19 protein-coding genes and 1 pseudogene are annotated in these 21,376 nt (G+C 34.0%); 18 read left to right on the forward strand and 2 right to left on the reverse strand.

Translation table 11 applies throughout. From position 1 onward, the window contains the following. The first annotated feature begins 39 nt into the window (after positions 1 to 39). The 8 genes from AC1RPX_RS01655 to AC1RPX_RS01690 all read left to right on the forward strand — a co-directional run bounded on the left by AC1RPX_RS01655 (position 40) and on the right by AC1RPX_RS01690 (position 10,177). Positions 40 to 1,140 carry an NADH-dependent flavin oxidoreductase gene (locus AC1RPX_RS01655; protein WP_481761108.1) on the forward strand — a complete coding sequence of 367 codons (1,101 nt, stop codon included), beginning with the start codon at positions 40 to 42 and terminating at the stop codon, positions 1,138 to 1,140. Between the two features lie 195 nt (positions 1,141 to 1,335). After that, positions 1,336 to 2,448, forward strand: coding sequence for an aminotransferase (locus AC1RPX_RS01660; protein ID WP_481761109.1), 1,113 nt, complete (start codon positions 1,336 to 1,338; stop codon positions 2,446 to 2,448). Between the two features lie 262 nt (positions 2,449 to 2,710). Further along, on the forward strand, positions 2,711 to 4,273 hold the full coding sequence (locus AC1RPX_RS01665; protein WP_481761110.1) for a YfcC family protein: 1,563 nt from the start codon (positions 2,711 to 2,713) through the stop codon (positions 4,271 to 4,273). 220 nt (positions 4,274 to 4,493) lie between these two features. After that, positions 4,494 to 5,729, forward strand: a complete 1,236-nt coding sequence (gene arcA, locus AC1RPX_RS01670; protein WP_409021880.1) for an arginine deiminase — start codon at positions 4,494 to 4,496, stop codon at positions 5,727 to 5,729. Between the two features lie 24 nt (positions 5,730 to 5,753). Continuing rightward, positions 5,754 to 6,770 (forward strand): ornithine carbamoyltransferase, encoded by a 1,017-nt coding sequence (gene argF / locus AC1RPX_RS01675; RefSeq protein ID WP_481761111.1) that lies wholly within the window; start codon positions 5,754 to 5,756, stop codon positions 6,768 to 6,770. Between the two features lie 153 nt (positions 6,771 to 6,923). Continuing rightward, positions 6,924 to 8,348: an arginine-ornithine antiporter gene (arcD, locus tag AC1RPX_RS01680; RefSeq protein ID WP_481761112.1), complete on the forward strand. Its 1,425-nt coding sequence runs from the start codon at positions 6,924 to 6,926 to the stop codon at positions 8,346 to 8,348. Positions 8,349 to 8,376: 28 nt separating this feature from the next. After that, positions 8,377 to 9,321 carry a carbamate kinase gene (gene arcC, locus AC1RPX_RS01685; protein WP_409021884.1) on the forward strand — a complete coding sequence of 315 codons (945 nt, stop codon included), beginning with the start codon at positions 8,377 to 8,379 and terminating at the stop codon, positions 9,319 to 9,321. A 127-nt stretch (positions 9,322 to 9,448) separates the two neighbouring features. Continuing rightward, positions 9,449 to 10,177 (forward strand): Crp/Fnr family transcriptional regulator, encoded by a 729-nt coding sequence (locus tag AC1RPX_RS01690; protein ID WP_481761113.1) that lies wholly within the window; start codon positions 9,449 to 9,451, stop codon positions 10,175 to 10,177. A 62-nt stretch (positions 10,178 to 10,239) separates the two neighbouring features. Here the strand turns inward: AC1RPX_RS01690 and AC1RPX_RS01695 are convergent, their stop codons facing one another. Further along, on the reverse strand, positions 10,240 to 11,250 hold the full coding sequence (locus AC1RPX_RS01695) for a YeiH family protein (protein ID WP_481761114.1): 1,011 nt from the start codon (positions 11,248 to 11,250) through the stop codon (positions 10,240 to 10,242). 84 nt (positions 11,251 to 11,334) lie between these two features. Here AC1RPX_RS01695 and AC1RPX_RS01700 point away from each other — a divergent pair, with 84 nt between their 5' ends. The 6 genes and pseudogenes from AC1RPX_RS01700 (at position 11,335) to AC1RPX_RS01725 (ending at position 15,960) form a co-directional block, all read left to right on the forward strand. Beyond that, complete coding sequence (locus tag AC1RPX_RS01700) at positions 11,335 to 12,174, forward strand: LysR substrate-binding domain-containing protein (protein WP_481761115.1); 840 nt, start codon at positions 11,335 to 11,337, stop codon at positions 12,172 to 12,174. A gap of 105 nt (positions 12,175 to 12,279) precedes the next feature. Beyond that, positions 12,280 to 13,242: pseudogene (locus AC1RPX_RS01705) on the forward strand (ring-cleaving dioxygenase). A 2-nt stretch (positions 13,243 to 13,244) separates the two neighbouring features. Further along, positions 13,245 to 13,877 (forward strand): alpha/beta hydrolase, encoded by a 633-nt coding sequence (locus AC1RPX_RS01710; RefSeq protein ID WP_481761116.1) that lies wholly within the window; start codon positions 13,245 to 13,247, stop codon positions 13,875 to 13,877. 6 nt (positions 13,878 to 13,883) lie between these two features. Further along, positions 13,884 to 14,501: a flavin reductase family protein gene (locus AC1RPX_RS01715; RefSeq protein ID WP_481761117.1), complete on the forward strand. Its 618-nt coding sequence runs from the start codon at positions 13,884 to 13,886 to the stop codon at positions 14,499 to 14,501. Between the two features lie 151 nt (positions 14,502 to 14,652). Then, complete coding sequence (locus AC1RPX_RS01720) at positions 14,653 to 15,732, forward strand: lactate oxidase (RefSeq protein ID WP_481761118.1); 1,080 nt, start codon at positions 14,653 to 14,655, stop codon at positions 15,730 to 15,732. Between the two features lie 24 nt (positions 15,733 to 15,756). Further along, the gene (locus AC1RPX_RS01725; protein ID WP_481761119.1) at positions 15,757 to 15,960 is read left to right on the forward strand and encodes a hypothetical protein; all 204 of its coding nucleotides are present in this window, start codon (positions 15,757 to 15,759) and stop codon (positions 15,958 to 15,960) included. A gap of 340 nt (positions 15,961 to 16,300) precedes the next feature. Here the strand turns inward: AC1RPX_RS01725 and AC1RPX_RS01730 are convergent, their stop codons facing one another. Then, complete coding sequence (locus AC1RPX_RS01730; protein ID WP_481761120.1) at positions 16,301 to 16,777, reverse strand: nucleoside 2-deoxyribosyltransferase; 477 nt, start codon at positions 16,775 to 16,777, stop codon at positions 16,301 to 16,303. Between the two features lie 332 nt (positions 16,778 to 17,109). On the opposite strand from AC1RPX_RS01730, the gene AC1RPX_RS01735 reads away from it, so the two are divergent. The 4 genes from AC1RPX_RS01735 (at position 17,110) to AC1RPX_RS01750 (ending at position 21,337) form a co-directional block, all read left to right on the forward strand. After that, on the forward strand, positions 17,110 to 18,138 hold the full coding sequence (locus AC1RPX_RS01735; protein ID WP_481761121.1) for a galactose-1-epimerase: 1,029 nt from the start codon (positions 17,110 to 17,112) through the stop codon (positions 18,136 to 18,138). Between the two features lie 132 nt (positions 18,139 to 18,270). Continuing rightward, positions 18,271 to 18,900: an SDR family oxidoreductase gene (locus AC1RPX_RS01740; protein WP_481761122.1), complete on the forward strand. Its 630-nt coding sequence runs from the start codon at positions 18,271 to 18,273 to the stop codon at positions 18,898 to 18,900. Between the two features lie 741 nt (positions 18,901 to 19,641). Further along, a complete protein-coding gene (locus AC1RPX_RS01745; protein WP_481761123.1) occupies positions 19,642 to 20,217 on the forward strand; it encodes a WxL domain-containing protein in 576 nt (191 codons plus the stop codon). A gap of 67 nt (positions 20,218 to 20,284) precedes the next feature. After that, complete coding sequence (locus tag AC1RPX_RS01750) at positions 20,285 to 21,337, forward strand: WxLIP family cell surface protein (protein ID WP_481761124.1); 1,053 nt, start codon at positions 20,285 to 20,287, stop codon at positions 21,335 to 21,337. Positions 21,338 to 21,376: the final 39 nt, after the last annotated feature.

Genomic DNA, 21,376 nt, shown 5'->3' on the forward strand with positions numbered 1-21,376 from the left:
ATTATAAACCTATATTAGATATAGGAGGAACATTTTATAATGATTAAGCAAATTAACTTACGAAAAAAATTCAATTTAAATGAACAAATAACCCTACAAAATAAACTTGTGATGGCACCTATGACAACATGGGCAAGTAACGATGATCAAACAGTTTCTGAAGCAGAAATTAGTTATTACGAACAACGTGCAAAACAGGTCGGAATGGTTATCACAGGTTCGAGCCATGTACAAGAAAATGGTGTTGGATTTGATCATGAAATTGGTGTTTATGAAGATCGATTTATACCAGGTTTGACGAAGTTAGCCACAGCTATTAAGGCCGGTGGGGCAAAGGCCATCTTACAATTAAATCATGCTGGAAATAAGGCATTACCAGAATTAATTACAAATCATGACGTTGTTAGTGCGAGTCCAGTACCAGCACCAAAAACACCATTTGCTCCAGCACAGACACCTCGAGAATTGGCAGAAGAAGAGCTAATACAAGTTATAAAGGCTTTCGGAACAGCAACTAAACGTGCAATTCAAGCAGGTTTTGATGGTATTGAAATTCACGGTGCCCATGGATTTCTAATTCAAAATTTTCTTTCACCACACTATAATCATCGGACTGATCAGTGGGGCGGATCATTAGAAAATAGATTACGATTTGCTATGGCAGTAGTTGATGAAGTTCAACGAGTGGCTGATGAAAATACGACTAAAGAATTTATTATCGGTTACCGAATTACACTTGAAGAACGTGAAACAGATGGTCTTAAATTAGAAGATACAGAAGCTTTGATAACGAATTTAGTTGCTAAACAGGTGAGTTATTTGCACCTTTCGTTGGGTGATGCGTTAACTGATGGTCCAAAGGGTGGTGAACCCTATATTCAAAGAGTTTCTCAACTAGTTAATCAACGGGTACCAATCGTGGCAGCCGGCTCATTAAATACTTTTGATAGAGCAACGACAGCATTAAAATCGGGATTAGATTTAGTTGCTGTTGGGTCAGCATTAGTTGCAAATCCTAATTTGCTAAATCAAGAAAAATGGCAATTAACGTTATCGATGAGTGATCCTAGTATCCCTAAGTTAATGTTAAAAAAAATCCAAGCGCTGGGTAGCACATTTGGATTTACCTTAGTAGATTAGATAATTTATTAAAAACTGTAATATCTGTTGTTGATGATAGGAAAACCTATTACTGGCAACAGATTTTTTATGTTATAAAATTAAAAGTTCAGATTTGTCATTTTAATATATTTAAACAGACACTGGCTTAATTTTTAATTTCTGTTATTATTTAGGACGTTAAGACAAATAATATAGATTGGAGAATGATAACTTATGGAAATTGCAGGATTTGGCGTTGAAGAGTGGTTAAATGTCTATGAATCTAAAGCTACGTATGATATTGCACAAAGAACGGTTTCATCGATGACAATGAACGAATTATTAAATATTGGTCAAGAAAATGGTCAGGATTTTTATCGTGATTTAGATGCACAAAAGATGAATTATGGTTGGATTGAGGGGTCCCCAGCTTTTAAAGCAGAGGTTAGCAAACTTTATAAAGCGGTTTCGCCGGAACAAGTTTTACAAACTAATGGTGCAACAGGAGCAAATCAACTGGCACTATACGCGTTGATTGAACCTGGTGATCATGTGATTTCTATGTATCCTAGTTATCAGCAACTCTATGATATTCCTAAATCATTAGGAGCTGAAGTCGATTTTTGGAATATTTCTGAAAAAAATCAATGGATGCCTGATTTGGATGAATTACGAGCAATTATTCGACCAGATACTAAAATGATTTGTTTAAATAATGCGAATAACCCAACGGGAACAGTAATTGAAACTAAACTAATGACTGAAATCGTTAAAATTGCAAAAGAAGTCGGCGCATATGTATTAGTTGATGAGGTCTATTTACCTTTAGATGATACAACGGACGTAAGTTCAATTGTTGATTTATATGACAAAGGTATTGCGACGAATAGTTTATCAAAAACCTATTCAACTCCCGGTATTAGAATCGGTTGGACGGTTGCTAGTCCAGCTGTTACAGATATTTTTAGAAAATACCGTGATTATACGATGATTTGTGCAGGTGTATTTAATGACCAAATGGCTGTTCATATTTTAAAAAATAAAGAATTAGTATTGGATAGAAATCGACAAATTGTGAAACGAAATTTAAAAATTTTAAGTGATTGGGTGGAAAATGAGCCAGCAGTTAGCTTAGTAGTGCCAAAATCTGTCTCGACTTCATTTATAAAATTTGAAACAATTGAAGATGATGAACAATTTTGTCAAAAATTATTAAAAGATTATGGGGTTTTATTAGTACCTGGAAGCCGATTTGGTGTGCCAGGACATGCAAGATTAGGTTACTGTGCTAAAGAATCCGTTTTAGTAGAAGGATTAAAACGCTTGTCACAAGCATTACATGAATAAGTTTAGTGCATCAAAGAGAGATAAAAAGTAGATTTACAAGTTACTTTTTATCTCTCTTTTTGTGGAAAGTAAAATTAGATGATAAATCAAAAAGTGTGAGCTGGTTCACACTTTTAATGTAACCGATTTCACACCAGAAACTGTAGACTGTTGATATACTCCAAGCGAAACGACCGGCAGAGGAGGGTGTCATGATAAAAATACAGTAAAAGGATAACGCCGCTATCTATTTGGTATAAAACAATTAAAGGAGGAAATTATAATGGATTCAACGACAACAATGGAAAAGGTACCTAAAAAGAAATTTAAGTTAAAAATGCCCGGCGCTTTTGTTATTTTATTTATATTAACGATTGTTGCAGTTATGGCAACATGGATTATTCCAGCGGGCTCTTACTCTAAATTATCTTATGATCAGGCAAGTACGGAATTAAAAATTACCGATGCGCATGGGAATGTAAAAAAAGTTCCTGCGACACAAAATCAATTGGATAAACTTCATGTCAAAATTGATATTAAACAATTTACATCAGGTGGTATTACGGCAGCAGTATCAATACCTAATACATATCAGCGATTGAAGCAAAATCCGGCAGGACCAGCTGATATCACAAATAGTATGGTTAACGGGACAATTGAAGCCGTAGATATTATGGTCTTTATTTTAGTCCTGGGTGGTTTAATTGGTGTTGTTAAAGTCAGCGGCGCGTTTGAATCAGGTTTAATTGCGCTAACTAAGAAAACCAAAGGTCATGAATTTTTATCAATTTTCTTTGTTTCAATTTTAATGGTTTTAGGCGGAACTCTTTGCGGGATTGAAGAAGAGGCAGTGGCCTTCTATCCAATATTGGTACCAGTATTTATCGCGATGGGCTATGATTCGATAGTCTGCGTGGGGGCAATTTTCTTATCCAGTTCTATTGGGACCACATTCTCTACGATTAATCCGTTCTCAGTTGTTATTGCGTCAAATGCAGCCGGAATTGATTTTACGCAAGGTATGATTTGGCGGATTGTTGGTTTGATTGTCGGGTCTATTTTCTTAATTATTTATTTAGGACGTTATAGTAAAAAGGTTAAGGATGATCCAACAGCTTCAATTACTTATGAAGATAGTAAAGACTTTAATCGATTATGGTCAGTATCTTCAGGTGAAGGTGGTAATAAATCAGTTTTCACTATTCGTAAGAAAATTATTCTATTATTATTTGTTGTGACATTCCCAATCATGGTTTGGGGCGTTATGGCAAAAGGTTGGTGGTTCCCAACGATGGCATCTTCATTCTTGGTATTTGCTATCGCCATTATGTTCTTAACAGGTACAGGTCGAGATGGTCTAGGTGAAAAGGGTGTCATTGATGCTTTTGTCAGTGGTGCATCTAGTTTAGTTGGGGTGTCATTTATTATTGGACTTGCCAGAGGGATAAATATCGTGTTAAATCAAGGATTGATTTCAGATACCATTCTTCAATATGCGTCATCTTTAGTTGTTGGCGTAAGTGGACCAATTTTCATAATTATCATGATGGTTATTTTCTTCTTCCTTGGATTTATCGTACCTTCTTCATCCGGATTAGCCGTTTTAGCAATGCCAATATTTGCGCCATTAGCTGATTCTGCAGATATTCCAAGATTTATTGTCGTTTCTGCTTATCAATTTGGACAGTATGCAATGCTTTTCTTAGCACCAACAGGGTTAGTTATGGCAACACTTCAAATGTTAAATATCAGATATTCGCACTGGGTAAAATTCGTTTGGCCCGTCGTTGTCTTTGTTCTATTATTTGGTGGTGCACTCTTAGTATTACAAGTCTTAATTTATTAAAGTAAGAATTATCATAAAAATAATGTACTTTTAATGTTTCTCATTTAATAATTTTAAAAACACGGTAGTGGAAGCGTTTTATAAATGTAATATACGATATTGAACCGTAAGAATCCTCATAATGAGAAATAGTTCACATTATAGGTGTAAGCGTTTACTAATATAGGCTAATTATTCCTGTTATGCTATGCATGTAATAAATATATGGGAGGTAATCATTATGACAAGTCCAGTACACGTAACATCAGAAATCGGAACTCTTAAAACAGTTTTGTTAAAGAGACCCGGTAAAGAAGTTGAAAACTTAACACCAGATATCATGGGTCGTCTTTTATTTGACGATATTCCATACTTACCTGAAATTCAAAGAGAACATGATTTTTTCGCAAAAACATTGCAAGACAATGGCGTTGAAACAATTTATCTTGAAACATTGGCTGCAGAAGCTTTAGATGCAGGAAATGTAAAAGAAGAATTCTTGGAAAAAATGTTAGATGAATCAGGTTTAGTTTCTAGCACACTCCATGCTGCATTGAAAGAATATTTACTTTCAATGGAAACACAAGATATGGTTGATAAAATTATGGCTGGCGTTAGAACAAATGAAATCGATTACAAGTCAAATGCTTTAGTTGATTTAAGTTCTTCTGAAGACTATCCATTCTTTATGGATCCAATGCCTAACCTTTACTTTACACGTGACCCAGCAGCATCAATGGGTGATGGTTTAACAATTAACCGTATGACATTCGCTGCACGTCGTCGCGAATCATTATTTATGGAATACATTATGGAATACCATCCACGTTTTGCTAATAAAGGCGTAAACGTATGGCGTAGTCGTAACCATCTCGACCGTATGGAAGGTGGAGACGAATTAATTTTAAACGACCACGTTCTTGCAATTGGTATTTCGCAACGTACTTCAGCTCGTTCAATCGAAGAATTAGCACAAGTATTATTTGCAAAACACAGTGGCTTTGATAAGATTCTAGCAATTAAAATCCCTAATAACCGTGCAATGATGCATTTGGATACAGTGTTCACAATGATTGATTACGATAAATTTACAATTCATCCAGGAATCCAAGATAATGGCGGAAACGTTGATACATTTATCTTAGAACCAGGTAAAGATAACCACATTAACATTTCACATCGTACAGACTTACAAAATGTCTTACGTGAAGTCTTAAAAGTACCAGAACTTATCTTAATTCCAGTTGGTAACGGCGATGCAGTAGTTGCACCTCGTGAACAATGGAATGATGGTTCAAATACATTGGCAATCGCTCCTAATACAGTTGTAACTTATAATCGTAACTACGTTTCAAATGAAGTCCTAAGAAGTTATGGAATTAAAGTTATTGAAGTTATTTCAGCCGAATTATCACGAGGTCGTGGTGGTCCACGTTGTATGAGTATGCCTATCGTTCGTGAAGACTTAAAAAAATAAAATTTAAAAAAGGTGGAAATTAATATGTCAAACACAGTCTTTCAAGGTCGCAGTCTTTTAGCAGAAAAAGATTTTACTCCAGAAGAATTAGAATATTTAATCGATTTCTCAATTCATTTAAAAGATTTGAAAAAACGTGGAATCCCTCATAAATATCTTCAAGGTAAGAATATTGCCTTACTTTTTGAAAAAAATTCAACAAGAACACGTGCTGCTTTCACAACAGCATCAGTTGATTTAGGTGCTCATCCTGAATTTCTTGGAAAAAATGATATTCAATTAGGTAAAAAAGAATCAGTTGAAGATACAGCTAAAGTATTAGGTAGTATGTTCGACGGTATTGAATTCCGTGGATTCAGCCAAGATGTTGTTGAAGGATTAGCTAAATTCTCAGGCGTTCCTGTATGGAATGGTTTAACTGATGAATGGCATCCAACACAAATGATTGCTGATTTTATGACTGTTAAAGAAAACTTTGGCAAATTAAAAGGCATCACATTAACATACGTTGGGGATGGCCGTAACAATATGGCTAACAGCCTTTTGGTAACTGGATCAATGTTAGGTGTAAATATTCATATCGTTGCACCTGACTCATTACAACCAACTGAAGAAGTTCAAAAATTTGCTGCTGAATTTGCTAAAAAATCAGGAAGCAAGAACATGATTACTTCAGACGTTGATAAAGGGGTTAAAGGTTCAGATATTCTTTACACAGATGTTTGGGTATCAATGGGTGAAGAAGATAAATTCGAAGAACGTATTAACACATTGAAACCATACCAATTAAACATGGACATGGTTAAAAAGACTGGTAATGAAAATATGATCATCATGCATTGTTTACCAGCATTCCATGGCATTGAAACTGAATATGGTAAAGAAATGTTCGAAAAATATGGTGTTAAAGAAATGGAAATTACTGACGAAGCATTCCGTAGTAAATATGCGCGTCAATTTGAAGAAGCAGAAAACAGAATGCATTCAATCAAAGCAATTATGGCTGCAACTGCAGGAAACTTATTCATTCCACGCGTTTAATAACATTATGATAGTTTGTTTTTAACGGTGAAAGTAACTTAACAGGGAAGTGTCTCTGCAAAAAAATAGGCTGTCATTAGGGGGACTAATCTGGAGCAAGACTTTAGATTAGGTCCCTTTTTATTTTTAATAAAGAAAGTAGGCAGTTAAATTATGGACGAAAAACATACAGTTAAAAAAATTAGTTTAATGGCGCTAGTCGCGTTAGTTATTAGTTCTTCTATTGGTGGTGGGGTCTTCGGACTAACCTCTGATTTAGCCAATGCATCTTCACCCGGTCCTGCTCTAATTGGTTGGGTAATTGTCGGAATTGGTATTTTGATGTTATCTCTTTCATTGAATAACTTATTAAATAAAGAACCAGATTTAGAAGGTATTTTTACTTATGCAGAAAAAGGATTTGGACCATTCGCTGGATTCATCAGTGGTTGGGGTTACTGGTTATCTGCTTGGTTAGGAAACGTTGCATTCGCTACAATCTTGATGAGTGCGGTTGGTTACTTTTTCCCTATCTTTAAATCAGGACAAAATCTACCTTCAATTTTAATTGCAAGTATCCTTTGCTGGGGATTAACATACTTTGTTAATCGCGGTATTGAAGGTGCAGCAGCAATCAATGCGATTGTTACGGTCTGCAAATTAATTCCAATTTTTGTATTTATTGTTGTTGCTATATTCTTATTCAAGATCGATATTTTTACAGCTAACTTCTGGGGCACAATGAGTCATAACTTCGTTGTTGGCGATGTCGCTTCACAAATTAAAAAATGTATGATGGTTATGATGTGGGTCTTTGTAGGTATCGAAGGGGCATCAATGTTGTCTTCTCGTGCAGAAAAGAAATCTGATGCAGGTAAGGCTACAATCATTGGCTTAATTAGTTTATTAGTCGTTTACGTTTTAGCTTCAATGTTACCATACGGTATTTTGACACAAGCACAATTAGCTTCAATTCATCAACCAGCAATGTTATATATTGCTGTTGAAATGGTTGGACCAGTTGGTGGTTACGTTATCGGTATTGGCTTAATTGTTTCAATTTTGGGTGCATGGTTATCATGGACAATGCTTCCAGCAGAAACAATGTTATTAATGGCCAAAAGTAAATTATTACCCGGTTACTTTGGTAAAGTTAATGATAAAAAAGCACCAACTTTTGCTTTAATCGTAACAGGCGGATTAGTACAATTATTCCTTTTCACGCTTTTATTCACAGATAAGGCTTATAATTTTGCTTATTCACTATGTACAGCTTCAATTATTGTTTGTTATATCTTAGTTGCGATGTATCAAGTTAAATACTCAATTCAACATATTGATGAAAAAGGCAATAAAGCACAATTAGTATATGGTTTAATTGCGCTATTATTCCAAGTTGCCGGGATTATTATGGCCGGTATCAGTTATTTATTACTCTGTTTAATCGCTTACATTCCAGGGATTTACTTCTATGGGAAAGCAAGAGTAGCACAAGGTGAAAAATTCTTATCAAAAGGCGAAATAGGTATAACCCTGGTTATAATTATTGGTGCTTGCATTGGTATTTGGTTAATTGCTTCAGGAAAAATGGTTGTTTAATAAATAAAAAAATGAGGAGTCGATTAATATGTCAAGAAAAATTGTTATTGCTTTAGGTGGAAATGCTATTTTATCAAAGGATGCTAGTGCTGAGGCACAACAAAAAGCATTGCGAGAAACAGCTGAATATCTTGTTAAATTTGTTGAAAAAGGGGATAAATTAATTATCTCTCATGGTAATGGTCCACAAGTTGGGAACTTATTACTTCAACAAGCAGCTGCAGTTTCTGAAAAGAACCCAGCCTTACCATTAGATACTTGTGTTGCAATGACACAAGGAAGTATTGGTTATTGGATGCAAAATGCATTGGATAATGCATTGGTTGAAAAAGGAATCAATAAAGAAGTTGCAACTATTGTGACACAAGTTATCGTTGATCAAAATGATGCTGCATTTAGTAACCCAACTAAACCAGTTGGTCCATTCTATTCAGAAACAGCTGCTAAAGCAGAAATGGCTGCACATGAAGAGATGACATTTGTTGAAGATGCTGGTCGTGGATGGCGTCGTGTTGTTCCTTCACCACGTCCAACTGGGATTAAAGAATACAAAACAATCGATCAATTAACAGAAAATGGTGTTATTTCAATTTCTGTTGGTGGCGGTGGTGTTCCTGTTGTTGAAGAAAACGGTAAATTACATGGCGTAGAAGCTGTTATTGATAAAGATTTCGCTTCAGAAAAATTAGCTGAATTGGTAGATGCTGATTTACTTATTATTTTGACGAGTGTTGATAATGTTTATGTTAACTTCAATAAACCTAATCAAGAAAAATTAGAACAGGTAACTGTTTCTGAATTAAAAGAATATATCAAAGAAGATCAATTCGCTAAAGGTAGTATGTTACCTAAGATTGAAGCTGCGATTGAATTCGTTGAAGCAAGTAAAAAGGGTCGCGCAATTGTGACATCTTTAGAAAACATCAGTCAATTATTAGATAATGATGCTGGGACAGTTATCGTAAAAGGTTAATAAAAAGCGATAGTTAAGCTGAACTAGCTAACAAAGTTGTAAGGTAAATTGTGGCCAAGGAATATCCATGTTAAAATGATAAAGGAGAGAGTTTAGGGAGTTAGTAATTAGTGGAGGGGATCAAACAATGCAAAAAATTAAAGCAGTACCCCAATATATGCAGTATTTAAGAAAATTATCAGATTTTGAAGCACTTACTGATGAAGAAGCCAATTTACTAATGAACAACATGAGTATCAAATCGTTCCAAAAAGGTCAGGTTCTTTTTGACGAAAATGATCAACGTACACGTTTTTATTTTTTAATAGAAGGCGTAATACGGGTTGAACGATTTGATATTGATGGCGACTTTGGATTTTATTCATATATCAAAAATGACTTAGGATTTCCGTATCGAGGCTTACTAAGTGATAAAAATTACCCTTATTTAGCGAGAGCCATGACGGATATACAAATCGTCTATTTCCCAATGGCCTTAGTTGAACGGATATTGAAGCAAAATATTCTGATGGCTACTCGATCAATAAGGGAGATGTCAACAATTCTAAGCGCTACAGAGAATCAAGTGCAAAGAATGGTAACGTCTAGTGCTCATGATCGAATTGTACAAGCTATCAATATTTTAGCAGAACAATTAGGTGCTGATTTCACAGAAAAGCATGTCGTTATTCCTTATCGTGTCACGATTAAAGAGCTAGCGTTAGTTAGCGGGACTACTCGTGAAACAGCCGGACATGTGATTAAGTGCTTGGCTAAAAATAAGGAAATCATTTTTGAACGGCAGCAATTAACATTGTTGGAAGGTTGGTTTGCTGATCAGAGTTTTGACCGGCAAGAACGCATCTTTAAATTATAATCTGAATAAAAAAATGATCATATGACTTTGGCATATTATGGCCAGGTCATATGATTATTTTTTTAAAATAAAATTGTAATTAAACCGATTGCTAATACTACTTGAACAAGCATAATACCACCAGCATAAAGTAATAAACGCTTGCCTTGACTAAATAGTGATTTTAAATTTAACCGAAGGCCAATAGCAGCTAAGGCGATTATTTCACACCATGTACTTAGAAAATGTGCAGTTTCACCAATTCGTGAAGGTAAAAAATGTAAACTATTAAGGACACAAAGTGTTAAAAATCCAATAACATACCAAGGAACTAAAGTTGATTTTTTTGTTGTTACTTGTGACGCTTTTTGGGTAGGTTGATTCTTGCTGTGTAAATAGCTAAAAATAGTAATAACAAATACTAAACAAATAATTCTTAATATTTTGAACAATGTAGCAGTTACGATGACATCCTGATTTAGCATAGTTGCACTTGCAACTACTTGCCCAACAGATTGCACAGTTCCACCAATTAAGACACCTCTGAAAACATTGTTACCACCCCAGAGGAGGGTTCCAATAATAGGTAATGTTAACATTAAAATGGTTCCCATTAGATTAACTAACGTAATTGAAATTCCAGTTTCTTCATTATCAGCATCAATAACTGGGGCAATTGCACCAATGGCTGATGAACCACAGACAGCATTTCCACCGGCCATTAATAAGTAAGTACCTTCACCAAAGGCTAATTTTTTACCTAGCCAAATTGCAAAAATAATTGTGATACTCATTTGAAGAAAAGTAAAAAGTAAGCCATTTAAACCAATTTCTTTAATACTTTGAAATGTGATAGTCGCACCTAACAAAAGAACTGAGTATTCTAATAAACGTTTCTCAGAAAATTTAGTTCCGGCCGTTAGTGTGGGTTGATGTAGAACAGTATTACCTAAAATGATTCCAATGAATAAAGCAATAGTTGCACCACCTAACATGGGCAACCAAAGTTTAGCAATAAAATAGCTGGCAAGCCCAATTAGTAAGGCAACGATAAATCCTGGTAGTAAGTTAGTTATTTTTTTCAATATGATCATCCTCTCTAAACAATACTTTAACTATAGCTGATTTCTTTTAATTAATAAAATAAATCTTTATAATAAGTACTATTAATAAAACGAATGGAAGTGGTTAATATTTTTAAAAATTTAGAAATTTTTAAATCAGTTTATGAAACAAGGAACTTTACTACTAGTGCGCAACTACTATTTTTATCACAACCAACGATTTCAGTTCAAATTAAGCAATTGGAAGAAACATTAGGTGTTATGTTATTTGAAAGAAATGGCCGACAACAAATTGTACCTACCGAGAGTGGAACGCTACTTTACCAGCAAACACAGCAATTACTAGATTTATGGCAGCAAGATTTATTTGCCTTAAAACATCAAAAAACTGATCAGAAAATTGCCTGTAAAATAGCTGCCTCACACACCACTGCAGCATACTTACTACCTGACCTGTTACGCAAAAATAAGGAATCTCTAAAACGATTAGAATTAGAAGTTAGCGTTCTTAATTCATCACAAATTATGGAACAATTAAAGCAACATAAGTTAGATTTTGGATTTATTGAAAAACCGTTGACTGAGAAGAATATTAAACGTTACTCGTTGACGACTGATCAATTAGTTTGGGCTGGTAATGAGGATGAGCCGTGGTTACTTAGAGAACATGGATCAGGTGTTTATCATTATTCAATTAACTACTTAAAAGCAAATAATTTAACGTTAGAGCACTTCATGACGATTAAAAGTAATTCATTAATTATTCAATTGCTCAGACAAGGTATAGGGCAATCAATTGTTTCACAGACTGCACTGACTGATTACCCAGAGATACCAGTCAAAGTACTATCAAAACAGTATCAGCGTGAATTCTACCTTGTTGGAAGAAACGAACTACCAAAGCCAATTCAAGAATTTGTAACTTGTTTAATAAATGAATCTTCTAAAGTATAGATTAAGGTTATCAGACTTAAGTATAAAATAATTAGGTTAAATAAATTGCTTACTTTTAGTAAGTGTGATAATTTAAGTTTATTAAATAAATTGGGGGTATCAATCATGAACACTAAATTATTAGGATTACATCATATTACAGCTATTACTTCAAGTTCACCAAAAATGTTTCATTTTATGACAGAAATATTAGGATTACATTTAATTAAAAAAACAGTAAATCAAGATGATGTTAGAACCTATCATCTATACTTTACGGATGATATGGGATCGGCAGGAACCGATATTACCTTTTTTGATTTTCCGGGTTTATTTCAAGGCACAAAAGGAAAAAATGGTATTTCGAGAATTGGATTTAGAGTTCCTAGCGATGATGCCCTAGATTTTTGGGCAGAACGATTTGACGATTATGATATTAAACATGATGAAATTGAAATGAATTTTGGCAGTAAAACAATGAATTTTTATGATTTTGATCATGAGCAATATCAATTAATTTCTGACGAACGTAATCATGGTGTGGAAGCTGGGACACCTTAATTATATAGTCCGGTTCCCAAGATGTTCGCAATTAATGGGTTAGGAACAACAATTATTACAGTGGATTATCCAGAACGTATGGATATTGTGTTAAGACAATTATTGGGATTTGATAAAATTGCCACAGAAAATCAACGTACATTATATGAATTGAACGATGGTGGACATGGCGCACAAATTATTATCGAAGAAGACCAAGATTTACCGAATGAGATTCAAGCATATGGAACAGTTCATCATATTGCTTTCAGGACAGAAGATGAAGAGTCATTAAACTATTGGATTGAACAAATACAAAGAGTTGGTATTCGTGATTCAGGTTTTGTTGACCGATTCTATTTTAAATCAGAGTATTTCCGTCCTGGTGAAGGTGTATTATTTGAAATTGCAACGGATGGTCCTGGATTCTTGCAAGATGAAACATATGAAGAAGCTGGTATTCACCTAGAGTTACCACCATTTTTAGAAGACCAACGTGCAGATATTGAAGCTCACTTAGTTAATTTCAATTCAGACAAGAAGTTATAGATATGGCAGAAGCAATTACATCTTATAAAGCTGGTAGGGTTGGCAATGCGACAATCTTAATGTTGCATGGAACTGGTGGAACGGAATCAGATTTACTATCAATTGCAGATTTTTTGGCTCCAGATAGTCCTAAAATTGGCATTCGTGGACGGTTAATAGAGAATGGTTTAACACGCTATTTTGCACATTTACCGGATGGTGATTTCGATTTAAATAGTTTATCTGTAGAGACAAATTGGTTAATGACTGTAATTAATGAGTTAGCTGTGAAGTACGCTTTTGATCCAGAAAAATTAATTGTCCTAGGTTATTCTAATGGGGCTAACGTTGCCTTCCATTCATTATTAACGGAACAGGCACTATTTAAAACAGCTGTTTTACTACATCCTATGGTGTTATCGGAAAATATTAAAGCGACTGTCGACTTAAGTGATATTAAAATTTGGGGTTCATATGGATTTTTAGATCCAATTGTTTCAAAATCAAATTTTGATGAACTAAAGAAGTTTTGTCGAGAATTTAATATTGAATTTACCAGTTTTGAGGCTGAACAATCACATCAAATTTCAGAATTAGAATTACGGAATGCTAAACAATGGTTAGATAAGACCAATAGATTAAAAATTGAGGAATAATATAAGATGATTTCATTTAATAGTAACGAATTATCGGCTAAAAATCAGTACAAATTAATGTCTGGTACATTAATTCCGAGACCCATAGCATGGGTTACTACTGTAAATGAGACGGGACTAATTAATTTAGCTCCGTTTAGTTTTTTTAGTGTTGTATCGGATACGTTGCCATTAATGTCGATATCAATTAATCGACGTAGAAATGGTGAAATGAAACACACCGCGGCTAATTTAGTTAGTTCGAAACAGGCTGTGGTCCAATTACCAACACGTGAATTAATGGAATTTGTTAATCAGAGCGCTGCTAGTTTTGGACTAGACGAGAGTGAAGTTTCCGAATTGAAATTAACAACGGTTCCTAGTAATAAGGTATTGGTGCCAGGGATTGATGGTGTTAAAGCGAGGTTTGAAGTTATATTGAACCAGTATGTTCCTATTATGGATGATGGTAAGATTATTACGGATTTATTTATTCTTGAAGTGGTTTGTTTTCACATAGAAGATGATGTTTTGGATAAAGAAAAAATGTATATTAATGCTAAAAAATTAGATCCAGTGGCGAGGCTGGCTGGACCAGAATACGCTAACTTAGGAGAGCAATATAAATTAATTCGACCAAAATAGTTAATATCAAATTAGTAATTCTTTGATTAGCCATTGTTGTATGGATTGAATAATTATATAGCCGTTATTGACATATAGTAAGTGTTATTGATGACAGTATTTATTATTAAGGGCTACACTACAAGTATAAATAGTATAGGGGGATACAATTATGGGATATCAAGCAAGTCAAGAAGAACATTCGATTGAAATCACCAATGTTCAATCATTAGAAAAATTAGTGGAAGCACGTATGGAAAAGGGTGCATTTGGGTATATTGCTGGTGGAGCTGAGGATGAATGGACGTTACGCGAAAATACAAGTGCATTTAATCATAAGCAAATTTCACCTCGAGTTTTACAAAATATCGAAAATCCGGATTTATCAACAACATTTATGGGTATTGATTTACAAATGCCAATGATAGCAGCTCCAGTTGCGGCACAGGGGCTAGCCCATGAACAAGGTGAAATTGATACTGCTAAGGGGATGGCCGCAGTTGGTTCAATTATGTCGCTTAGTACGTATTCAAATAAAACGATTTCAGAAACATATAATGGAGGAACTGGTGGACCTCAATTTTTCCAATTGTATATGAGTAAAGATGATAAATTTAATCATTTTTTATTAGATCAAGCCAAAGAAGTGGGGATGAAGGCTATCATATTAACAGCTGATTCAACACTAGGTGGTAATCGTGAAGCTGATAGTATTAATAAATTTATCTTCCCTCAACCAATGGCTAATTTAGCTGAATATGGTGAAGGTGAAGGACAAGGAATCGCAGCTATTTATGCTAATGCTAAACAAACATTGAGTTTAGCAGATATTAAGAGTATTTCTGATTATACTGACTTACCCGTTTTCGTTAAAGGTATTCAATCACCATTGGATGTTGATGCTATTATTGAAGCTGGAGCTAAAGGTATTTGGGTTTCAAATCATGGCGGTCGGCAACTAGATGGCGGACCTGCATCGTTTGATGTTCTTGAGTTAATTGCTAAGAAGGTCAATAAACGAGTGCCAATTGTCTTTGATAGTGGCGTTCGTCGTGGTTCACATATATTTAAAGCGCTTGCTAGTGGGGCGGATGTCGTTGCCATTGGCCGTCCAATGGTTTATGGGCTTCATTTGGGTGGTGCGAAAGGCGTTCAATCAGTCTTTGAACATTTAGCTAAGGAATTAACAATTGATATGCAATTAGCTGGAACAAAAACGGTTGATGATATAAAAAAAACGGAACTTATTTAAAGAAAACAATAAGGGGATACAATTATGCTAGTTATTAATTACATTCATGGAGAAGAATTACAAGCAACTTACAAAACAGCTGCTGCTTTTGTTGCGATGATGGAATTAGAAGTACCCGAATTTGAAGATTATTATGAAATTACTAAAGTGACAGAAGCTGGTAAAGAAATCGAATTATCGGATAAAACAATGGGCGGTTTATTTAACTTATTATTAGCACGAGGATAATTTTTATTGATGAAAACGGTTCATTGTTAACTATTGTTAAATAGTAACAATGATGTTAGGCATTTAAATAGTATTTAAGATACTAAAGTATGACCCAATTATATTTCTATTGGGTCATACTTTTTAATTTATAAGAAATACGTTTGTTATTGAACTAGCAAACATAATAAGTCGTTAGTTAATAAGTTCTTTCATATTATTAACTGTTTGGTGCTTCAATTTGTGAGAGAAAAAAATACAGTACTAGAAATATAAAAATAATATCTGTTACTGTATTTAAATCCGATTTAAAAGATTTATAGCATAGAGTATTTTTGTTTCACGTGAAACATTGGATCAATTAAAAAATTGATAAATCAACATACTTATTTTGTAAAACCTTAAAATCGTAGGTTGCTAAATTTTGGATATCTTCTAAACCATCAAACATTGCTGTATAACTTCCAGCAAGCATTAGATTTAAGGGAATACCTTTATTTTGGCGAACTAAAATAACAGGTTTGCGATTGGCATGAGCATAACCACATTCCCAAACAGTACCTGAGTCAGCTTCATCATTGTTTTCTTCCAATTGATAATCAAGAACTGCAACAACGATATCTGCTTGATCAATTTGGCGAATATCATTTTGGAAGGTAGCTGTTTGCCATTCAAATGTGCCGAAGTCCGCATCTGGATATTGAACGTTTCCTGGAAGATGAATTGCATCTGCGTTAATTGTTGGATTTTTACTTAGGAGATCGGCTACCAAATCTAATCGTTCTTTTTGTTCTGGAGTGAAAAAGGGTCCTGCAAGATAAACGCGTTTTTTTGTCATTGTAAACTCCTTTTATATTAATAATGTAAGTATACTAATAATTAAAAAATAAATCAATTAATAATTCGGCTATTAATCTTTTAATGATAAATAAACATAATATTCCATAAACATGATAACAAAAAACGAACTATACATTTGTATTTATTATAGTTATTCGCTTATAATGACGTTACATTTTAGAGAAATAACAGAAATAAAGGTTGGTTATGTCATTTTCAGTAAAATAAAGGTAATTATTCAATAAAAAAGTAAACGCTTTCTTGAATATCTAATTAAAATGGACTAGTATTAATAAGAATGGACAAATACAGTAAGCGGAGGAGATAAATATGCAAGTTAAAACAAAGGATTTTGGAAATGACTATGATTTAATAACGATTATAAATGATAATGGGTTTGAATTATCACTCACAGATTTAGGGGCTAGAATTGTTAGCCTCAAGGTACCCACAAGTACTGGAAAACGAGAAATTGTTCTTGGATTTGATTCAGCAAATGAATACTTAGAAAAAGATAGTTTTATTGGCGCTTCAATTGGTCGTGTTGCTGGACGTATTAAAGATGGTAAATTCAACATTAATGATCAAAGCTACCAAGTGCAAATTAACGAAGGTACAAATACATTGCATGGTGGTACGCCAGGATTTGATACTAAAAAGTGGACGTATAAAATAAGTGAAAACGAAAATGAAATAGCTGTTATTTTTCATTTAGATAGCCCAGAAGGCGAACATGGTTTCCCTGGAAACATGGCAATTGATGTAAAATATCTATTAAATAATGATAACATTTGGCATCTTGAAACGACTGCTAAAACGGATAAAGATACACTATATAATCCAACAAATCATGTTTACTTTAATGTTATGGGTGACGTCACAGAAACAATAGATGACAATTTATTACAAGTAGATAGCGATAAGTTTGCACCATTAGAACCCGATTCAATTCCAACAGGTAAAAAGATGTCTGTTGATGGAACGCCTTACGATTTCCGTCAAGCTAAGACATTACATGACGTTTTCACAAGTGATTTTGCTCAAAAAAATCAAGTTAATGGTATCGATCATCCCTTTTTCTTGAATAATCCTGCAGTTGGTAAAGAATCAGCAAAATTAGTTAGTCCAGATAAAGAAGTTTCTGTCTCAGTTTCAACTGATGCAACAAGTTTAGTTATCTTCACGGCTAACTTTGGTGAAGTAACGCCAATTATGCATGGTAAAAAATTAGCTAATCATGCAGCAATTACATTTGAAACACAATCAGCACCTGGATCTGAACAATTCCCTGAATTTGGTGATATTGTTTTACGTGTAGGCGATACGTACAAAACAGTTACAGAATTTAAATTAAATTAATTAGTAATCAACTGAGACAGTCATGGTAAAAATAGTGACTGTCTTTTTGTCGTTAACTTACGAGTGTAAGTCATACCATTTTAGTCGAGAAAGATGTAGACTTTAGTCAGGATAAAACGAAGGAGTGTATAAATGATGACAGAAATAAAAAGAGTATTAGTTGTTGGATCGAATGGTCGAATTGGCCAAAAAGTAACAAGTAAATTAGCTGATAAAGGTTACCAAGTCTTGGCGGGTTCAAGACATACAGATAATTTAGATAAAGGTAATATTACTTATGTCTATGTTGATTTGTTAGAAGGTATAGATAAATTAGTCAAGAATATGCAGGCTGTTGATGCCATATTATTTGTTGCTGGTTCTGGCGGCAAAGACTTAATGAAGATTGATCTAGATGGGGCAGTTAAAACGATGGAAGCAGCTGAAATAGCTCATGTTAAGCGTTTTGTAATGTTGAGTTCCGTTTACTCTTTGGATAGAGAAAAAATTGAAGTTTCATCATTAAGAGATTATATGACTGCTAAGTTTTATGCTGATAATTGGCTAATGAAGAATACGCAATTAGAATATACAATTCTTCAGCCAGGCACCTTAGTAGATGAGCCAGGTACTGGTAAAGTAACATTAAATGATGGTCAAGCGGGCTCTAACTCACTTGAAAACGTGGCAGACGTCTTAGTTTCAGTTATCGCACATGATAATACAATCGGAAAAGTAATTACGATGCATGATGGGGATACAGATATCAAAGATGTCCTGTAAATAATTAGAAATTTCGACACAAAAAAAGAGGTTTACTCAGTTAGTTACTTAACGGAGTAAACCTTTTTTATTTAGAATTATTTAGTTGACTCATTTACGATACCGCTATCTTTAGTTGGTGAAATAGCCCAGAGTGAATCGTAATTATATTTCCCTGTCGTATCAAAAATTGAAGTTGTAAAATCTAAAGTTAGTTTTGCATAATAATAAGATTTGTTAATTACAGAACTTGTTGTACCATCACTAAGACTTGATGAGGGTAAATCGAAAATCGTCTTATTAGAAGAGCTGAAATCAATTTCATTAGAAGTTGTTGGCTTTTCTTAAAAAGTAAGCGTACCGCCATTTGAGCTTGTTTGAACTAGGATAATCGAATCTTTTTAATAAGCGGACTTAAAGTATAATTGATAGTAACACTTAAATTCTAGTTAACTTAAAAAAAGGTTATTAATGACTAAAGGCTCTACCTTTAATGGTTATAAAGTGGGGGTAGGTAGGAATCATTCTATTTAAAAATTGATTGTACACTTTCAGTAAATGGTTTGAAAAAATTAAACCTAAAAAAATACTTGTAAATAACATGTAAACGCTATATTAATTGGCGTATATGGACTTAATCATAGAGTTTCTTCTGATAATATTACAGTTGAATCTTATGTAAATTATATGGTACTATTAGGTAAAGGTCAACGTCCCCTTTTCAAGCATTGGCTTAATCAATAAATGGGAGGAATTTATATTATGAAAAAGAATTTATTTTTAATTGCAGCATTAGTACTTGGTTCAACAGCAGTTGTTGGCTCAAGTGTTTCAGCGGATTCAACAGATGGTAAAGGTACAGCTAGTTTAAACATTGAAGCAGGTACTTTTACTCAAACGGGTGCACCATCGTTCAGTTTCACAACAAAACTAAATGAAGCATTAGTTACGACTGGTACAGATATTACATCAACTGGCGCAAAAGATGCTTCTCAAGCTTTAGATGTAGCCGATTACGTAGGTACAGATAGTGGTTGGAATGTTACTGCACAATTAGGTGTGATGGCTGATGCTGAAGTTAAGGTTAGCTCATTAGATCTTGCATCTGCTACAGTTAAAACAGACTCAGATGCTACAGCATCTGCTGCTACTTTAACACCAGCTGGTGCTGCAGCTCCTGTCGCGACAGCTACAACAGGCGCTGGTGCTACAACATTGTCATATGCTGACAATAGTGCAACATTAAAACTTGGTAAAAATACTAAAATTGCAACAACTTCAGCTGATTTAACATGGACTGCAACTCAAGGAAATGCTAGTGCAGCAGCTTTTAACTAAGCTAATTAAAACGTAACAGAAAAAAGACCGCCTAAGGCAGTCTTTTTTTTTAAGGAGAATCGAAATAATGAAATTAAGAAAAATAGTTTTAAGCTTTTTAGCTATCGCGATAGTCACACTTATTACTGTATCGACCAATGTCTATGCAAAGTCTAATAGTGCCGGGTTTACGGTAGCCAAAGTAACGCCTGCTAATCAATATCGAGAGGCAGCACAATTTGATATTAAAATGAACCCTAACTCAACACAGACATTGGCATTGAAAATTAAGAACTTAGAAAACGATACTAAAACGATTGTTGTGAGCCCTAATAGTTCATATACAAATACGAATGGACTAATTGTCTATGATAAGACAAATGTAAAAAAGCCAGCGACTGCTAAGTATCAATTTTCAGAACTTGTCTCAAAAAAACAAGATGTTGTGGTTGGACCTAAAAAAACAGCAACAGTTACGTTTACAGTGAAAACACCCGCTACGTCATTTTCCGGTATTATTTTAGGTGGCTTTAACGTACAAGAAAAAGTTATTAAGGAAAAGAATAAAGGAAAAGGTATTTCAATTACTAATCGATTTGCGTACGTTGTTCAAGCAGTCATTAGAGAATCTGAAACGGTCGATAATCCTAATCCCAAAATGACAATTGGCGATTCTAAAGTGGTATTGAACGCATTTAATAAAGTTTCACTACAAACAAATATGCAAAATGATGTACCCATTGTGATTGGACCAACAACAATTAAAGCAACTATTACAGAAGATAGTAGTAGTACTGTTTTATATGACAAAACAATTAAGGACGTTGATTTTGCACCCAACGCTAAATTTAGCTATGCATTAGACTTAACTAAAGCCAAGTTAATCGCTGGTAAATATGATGTCCATTATACCGTTACCGGAAATAATAAATCTTGGAAAGCAACGAATTCATTTACAATTACTAAAGCCAATATTAAACAGATTAAATCAGATAATAAGGCAGCAGAGCCTCATATATCTTGGTTATTGTGGTTAATTATTGGTATTATTGCTTTATTAATTTTATTAGTTTTATTCTTACTTTTTATTATTTTAAAAAGAAGAAAAAAAGATAAGGAAGAATCACTAGAAAATAAGTAATCAAAATGAATGGTAATCAAAAAGACGTCTAATTTTTAT

The sequence above is a fragment of the Dellaglioa sp. CoH-56-MRSF-14 genome, from assembly GCF_056782115.1.

Bases quoted from the DNA above. Each gene is read 5' to 3' on its own strand.
- AC1RPX_RS01655 (WP_481761108.1), top strand. From the start codon at position 40: ATGATTAAGCAAATTAACTTACGAAAAAAATTCAATTTAAATGAACAA.
- AC1RPX_RS01660 (WP_481761109.1), top strand. From the start codon at position 1,336: ATGGAAATTGCAGGATTTGGCGTTGAAGAGTGGTTAAATGTCTATGAA.
- AC1RPX_RS01665 (WP_481761110.1), top strand. From the start codon at position 2,711: ATGGATTCAACGACAACAATGGAAAAGGTACCTAAAAAGAAATTTAAG.
- arcA (WP_409021880.1), top strand. From the start codon at position 4,494: ATGACAAGTCCAGTACACGTAACATCAGAAATCGGAACTCTTAAAACA.
- argF (WP_481761111.1), top strand. From the start codon at position 5,754: ATGTCAAACACAGTCTTTCAAGGTCGCAGTCTTTTAGCAGAAAAAGAT.
- arcD (WP_481761112.1), top strand. From the start codon at position 6,924: ATGGACGAAAAACATACAGTTAAAAAAATTAGTTTAATGGCGCTAGTC.
- arcC (WP_409021884.1), top strand. From the start codon at position 8,377: ATGTCAAGAAAAATTGTTATTGCTTTAGGTGGAAATGCTATTTTATCA.
- AC1RPX_RS01690 (WP_481761113.1), top strand. From the start codon at position 9,449: ATGCAAAAAATTAAAGCAGTACCCCAATATATGCAGTATTTAAGAAAA.
- AC1RPX_RS01695 (WP_481761114.1), bottom strand. From the start codon at position 11,250: ATGATCATATTGAAAAAAATAACTAACTTACTACCAGGATTTATCGTT.
- AC1RPX_RS01700 (WP_481761115.1), top strand. From the start codon at position 11,335: ATGGAAGTGGTTAATATTTTTAAAAATTTAGAAATTTTTAAATCAGTT.
- AC1RPX_RS01710 (WP_481761116.1), top strand. From the start codon at position 13,245: ATGGCAGAAGCAATTACATCTTATAAAGCTGGTAGGGTTGGCAATGCG.
- AC1RPX_RS01715 (WP_481761117.1), top strand. From the start codon at position 13,884: ATGATTTCATTTAATAGTAACGAATTATCGGCTAAAAATCAGTACAAA.
- AC1RPX_RS01720 (WP_481761118.1), top strand. From the start codon at position 14,653: ATGGGATATCAAGCAAGTCAAGAAGAACATTCGATTGAAATCACCAAT.
- AC1RPX_RS01725 (WP_481761119.1), top strand. From the start codon at position 15,757: ATGCTAGTTATTAATTACATTCATGGAGAAGAATTACAAGCAACTTAC.
- AC1RPX_RS01730 (WP_481761120.1), bottom strand. From the start codon at position 16,777: ATGACAAAAAAACGCGTTTATCTTGCAGGACCCTTTTTCACTCCAGAA.
- AC1RPX_RS01735 (WP_481761121.1), top strand. From the start codon at position 17,110: ATGCAAGTTAAAACAAAGGATTTTGGAAATGACTATGATTTAATAACG.
- AC1RPX_RS01740 (WP_481761122.1), top strand. From the start codon at position 18,271: ATGATGACAGAAATAAAAAGAGTATTAGTTGTTGGATCGAATGGTCGA.
- AC1RPX_RS01745 (WP_481761123.1), top strand. From the start codon at position 19,642: ATGAAAAAGAATTTATTTTTAATTGCAGCATTAGTACTTGGTTCAACA.
- AC1RPX_RS01750 (WP_481761124.1), top strand. From the start codon at position 20,285: ATGAAATTAAGAAAAATAGTTTTAAGCTTTTTAGCTATCGCGATAGTC.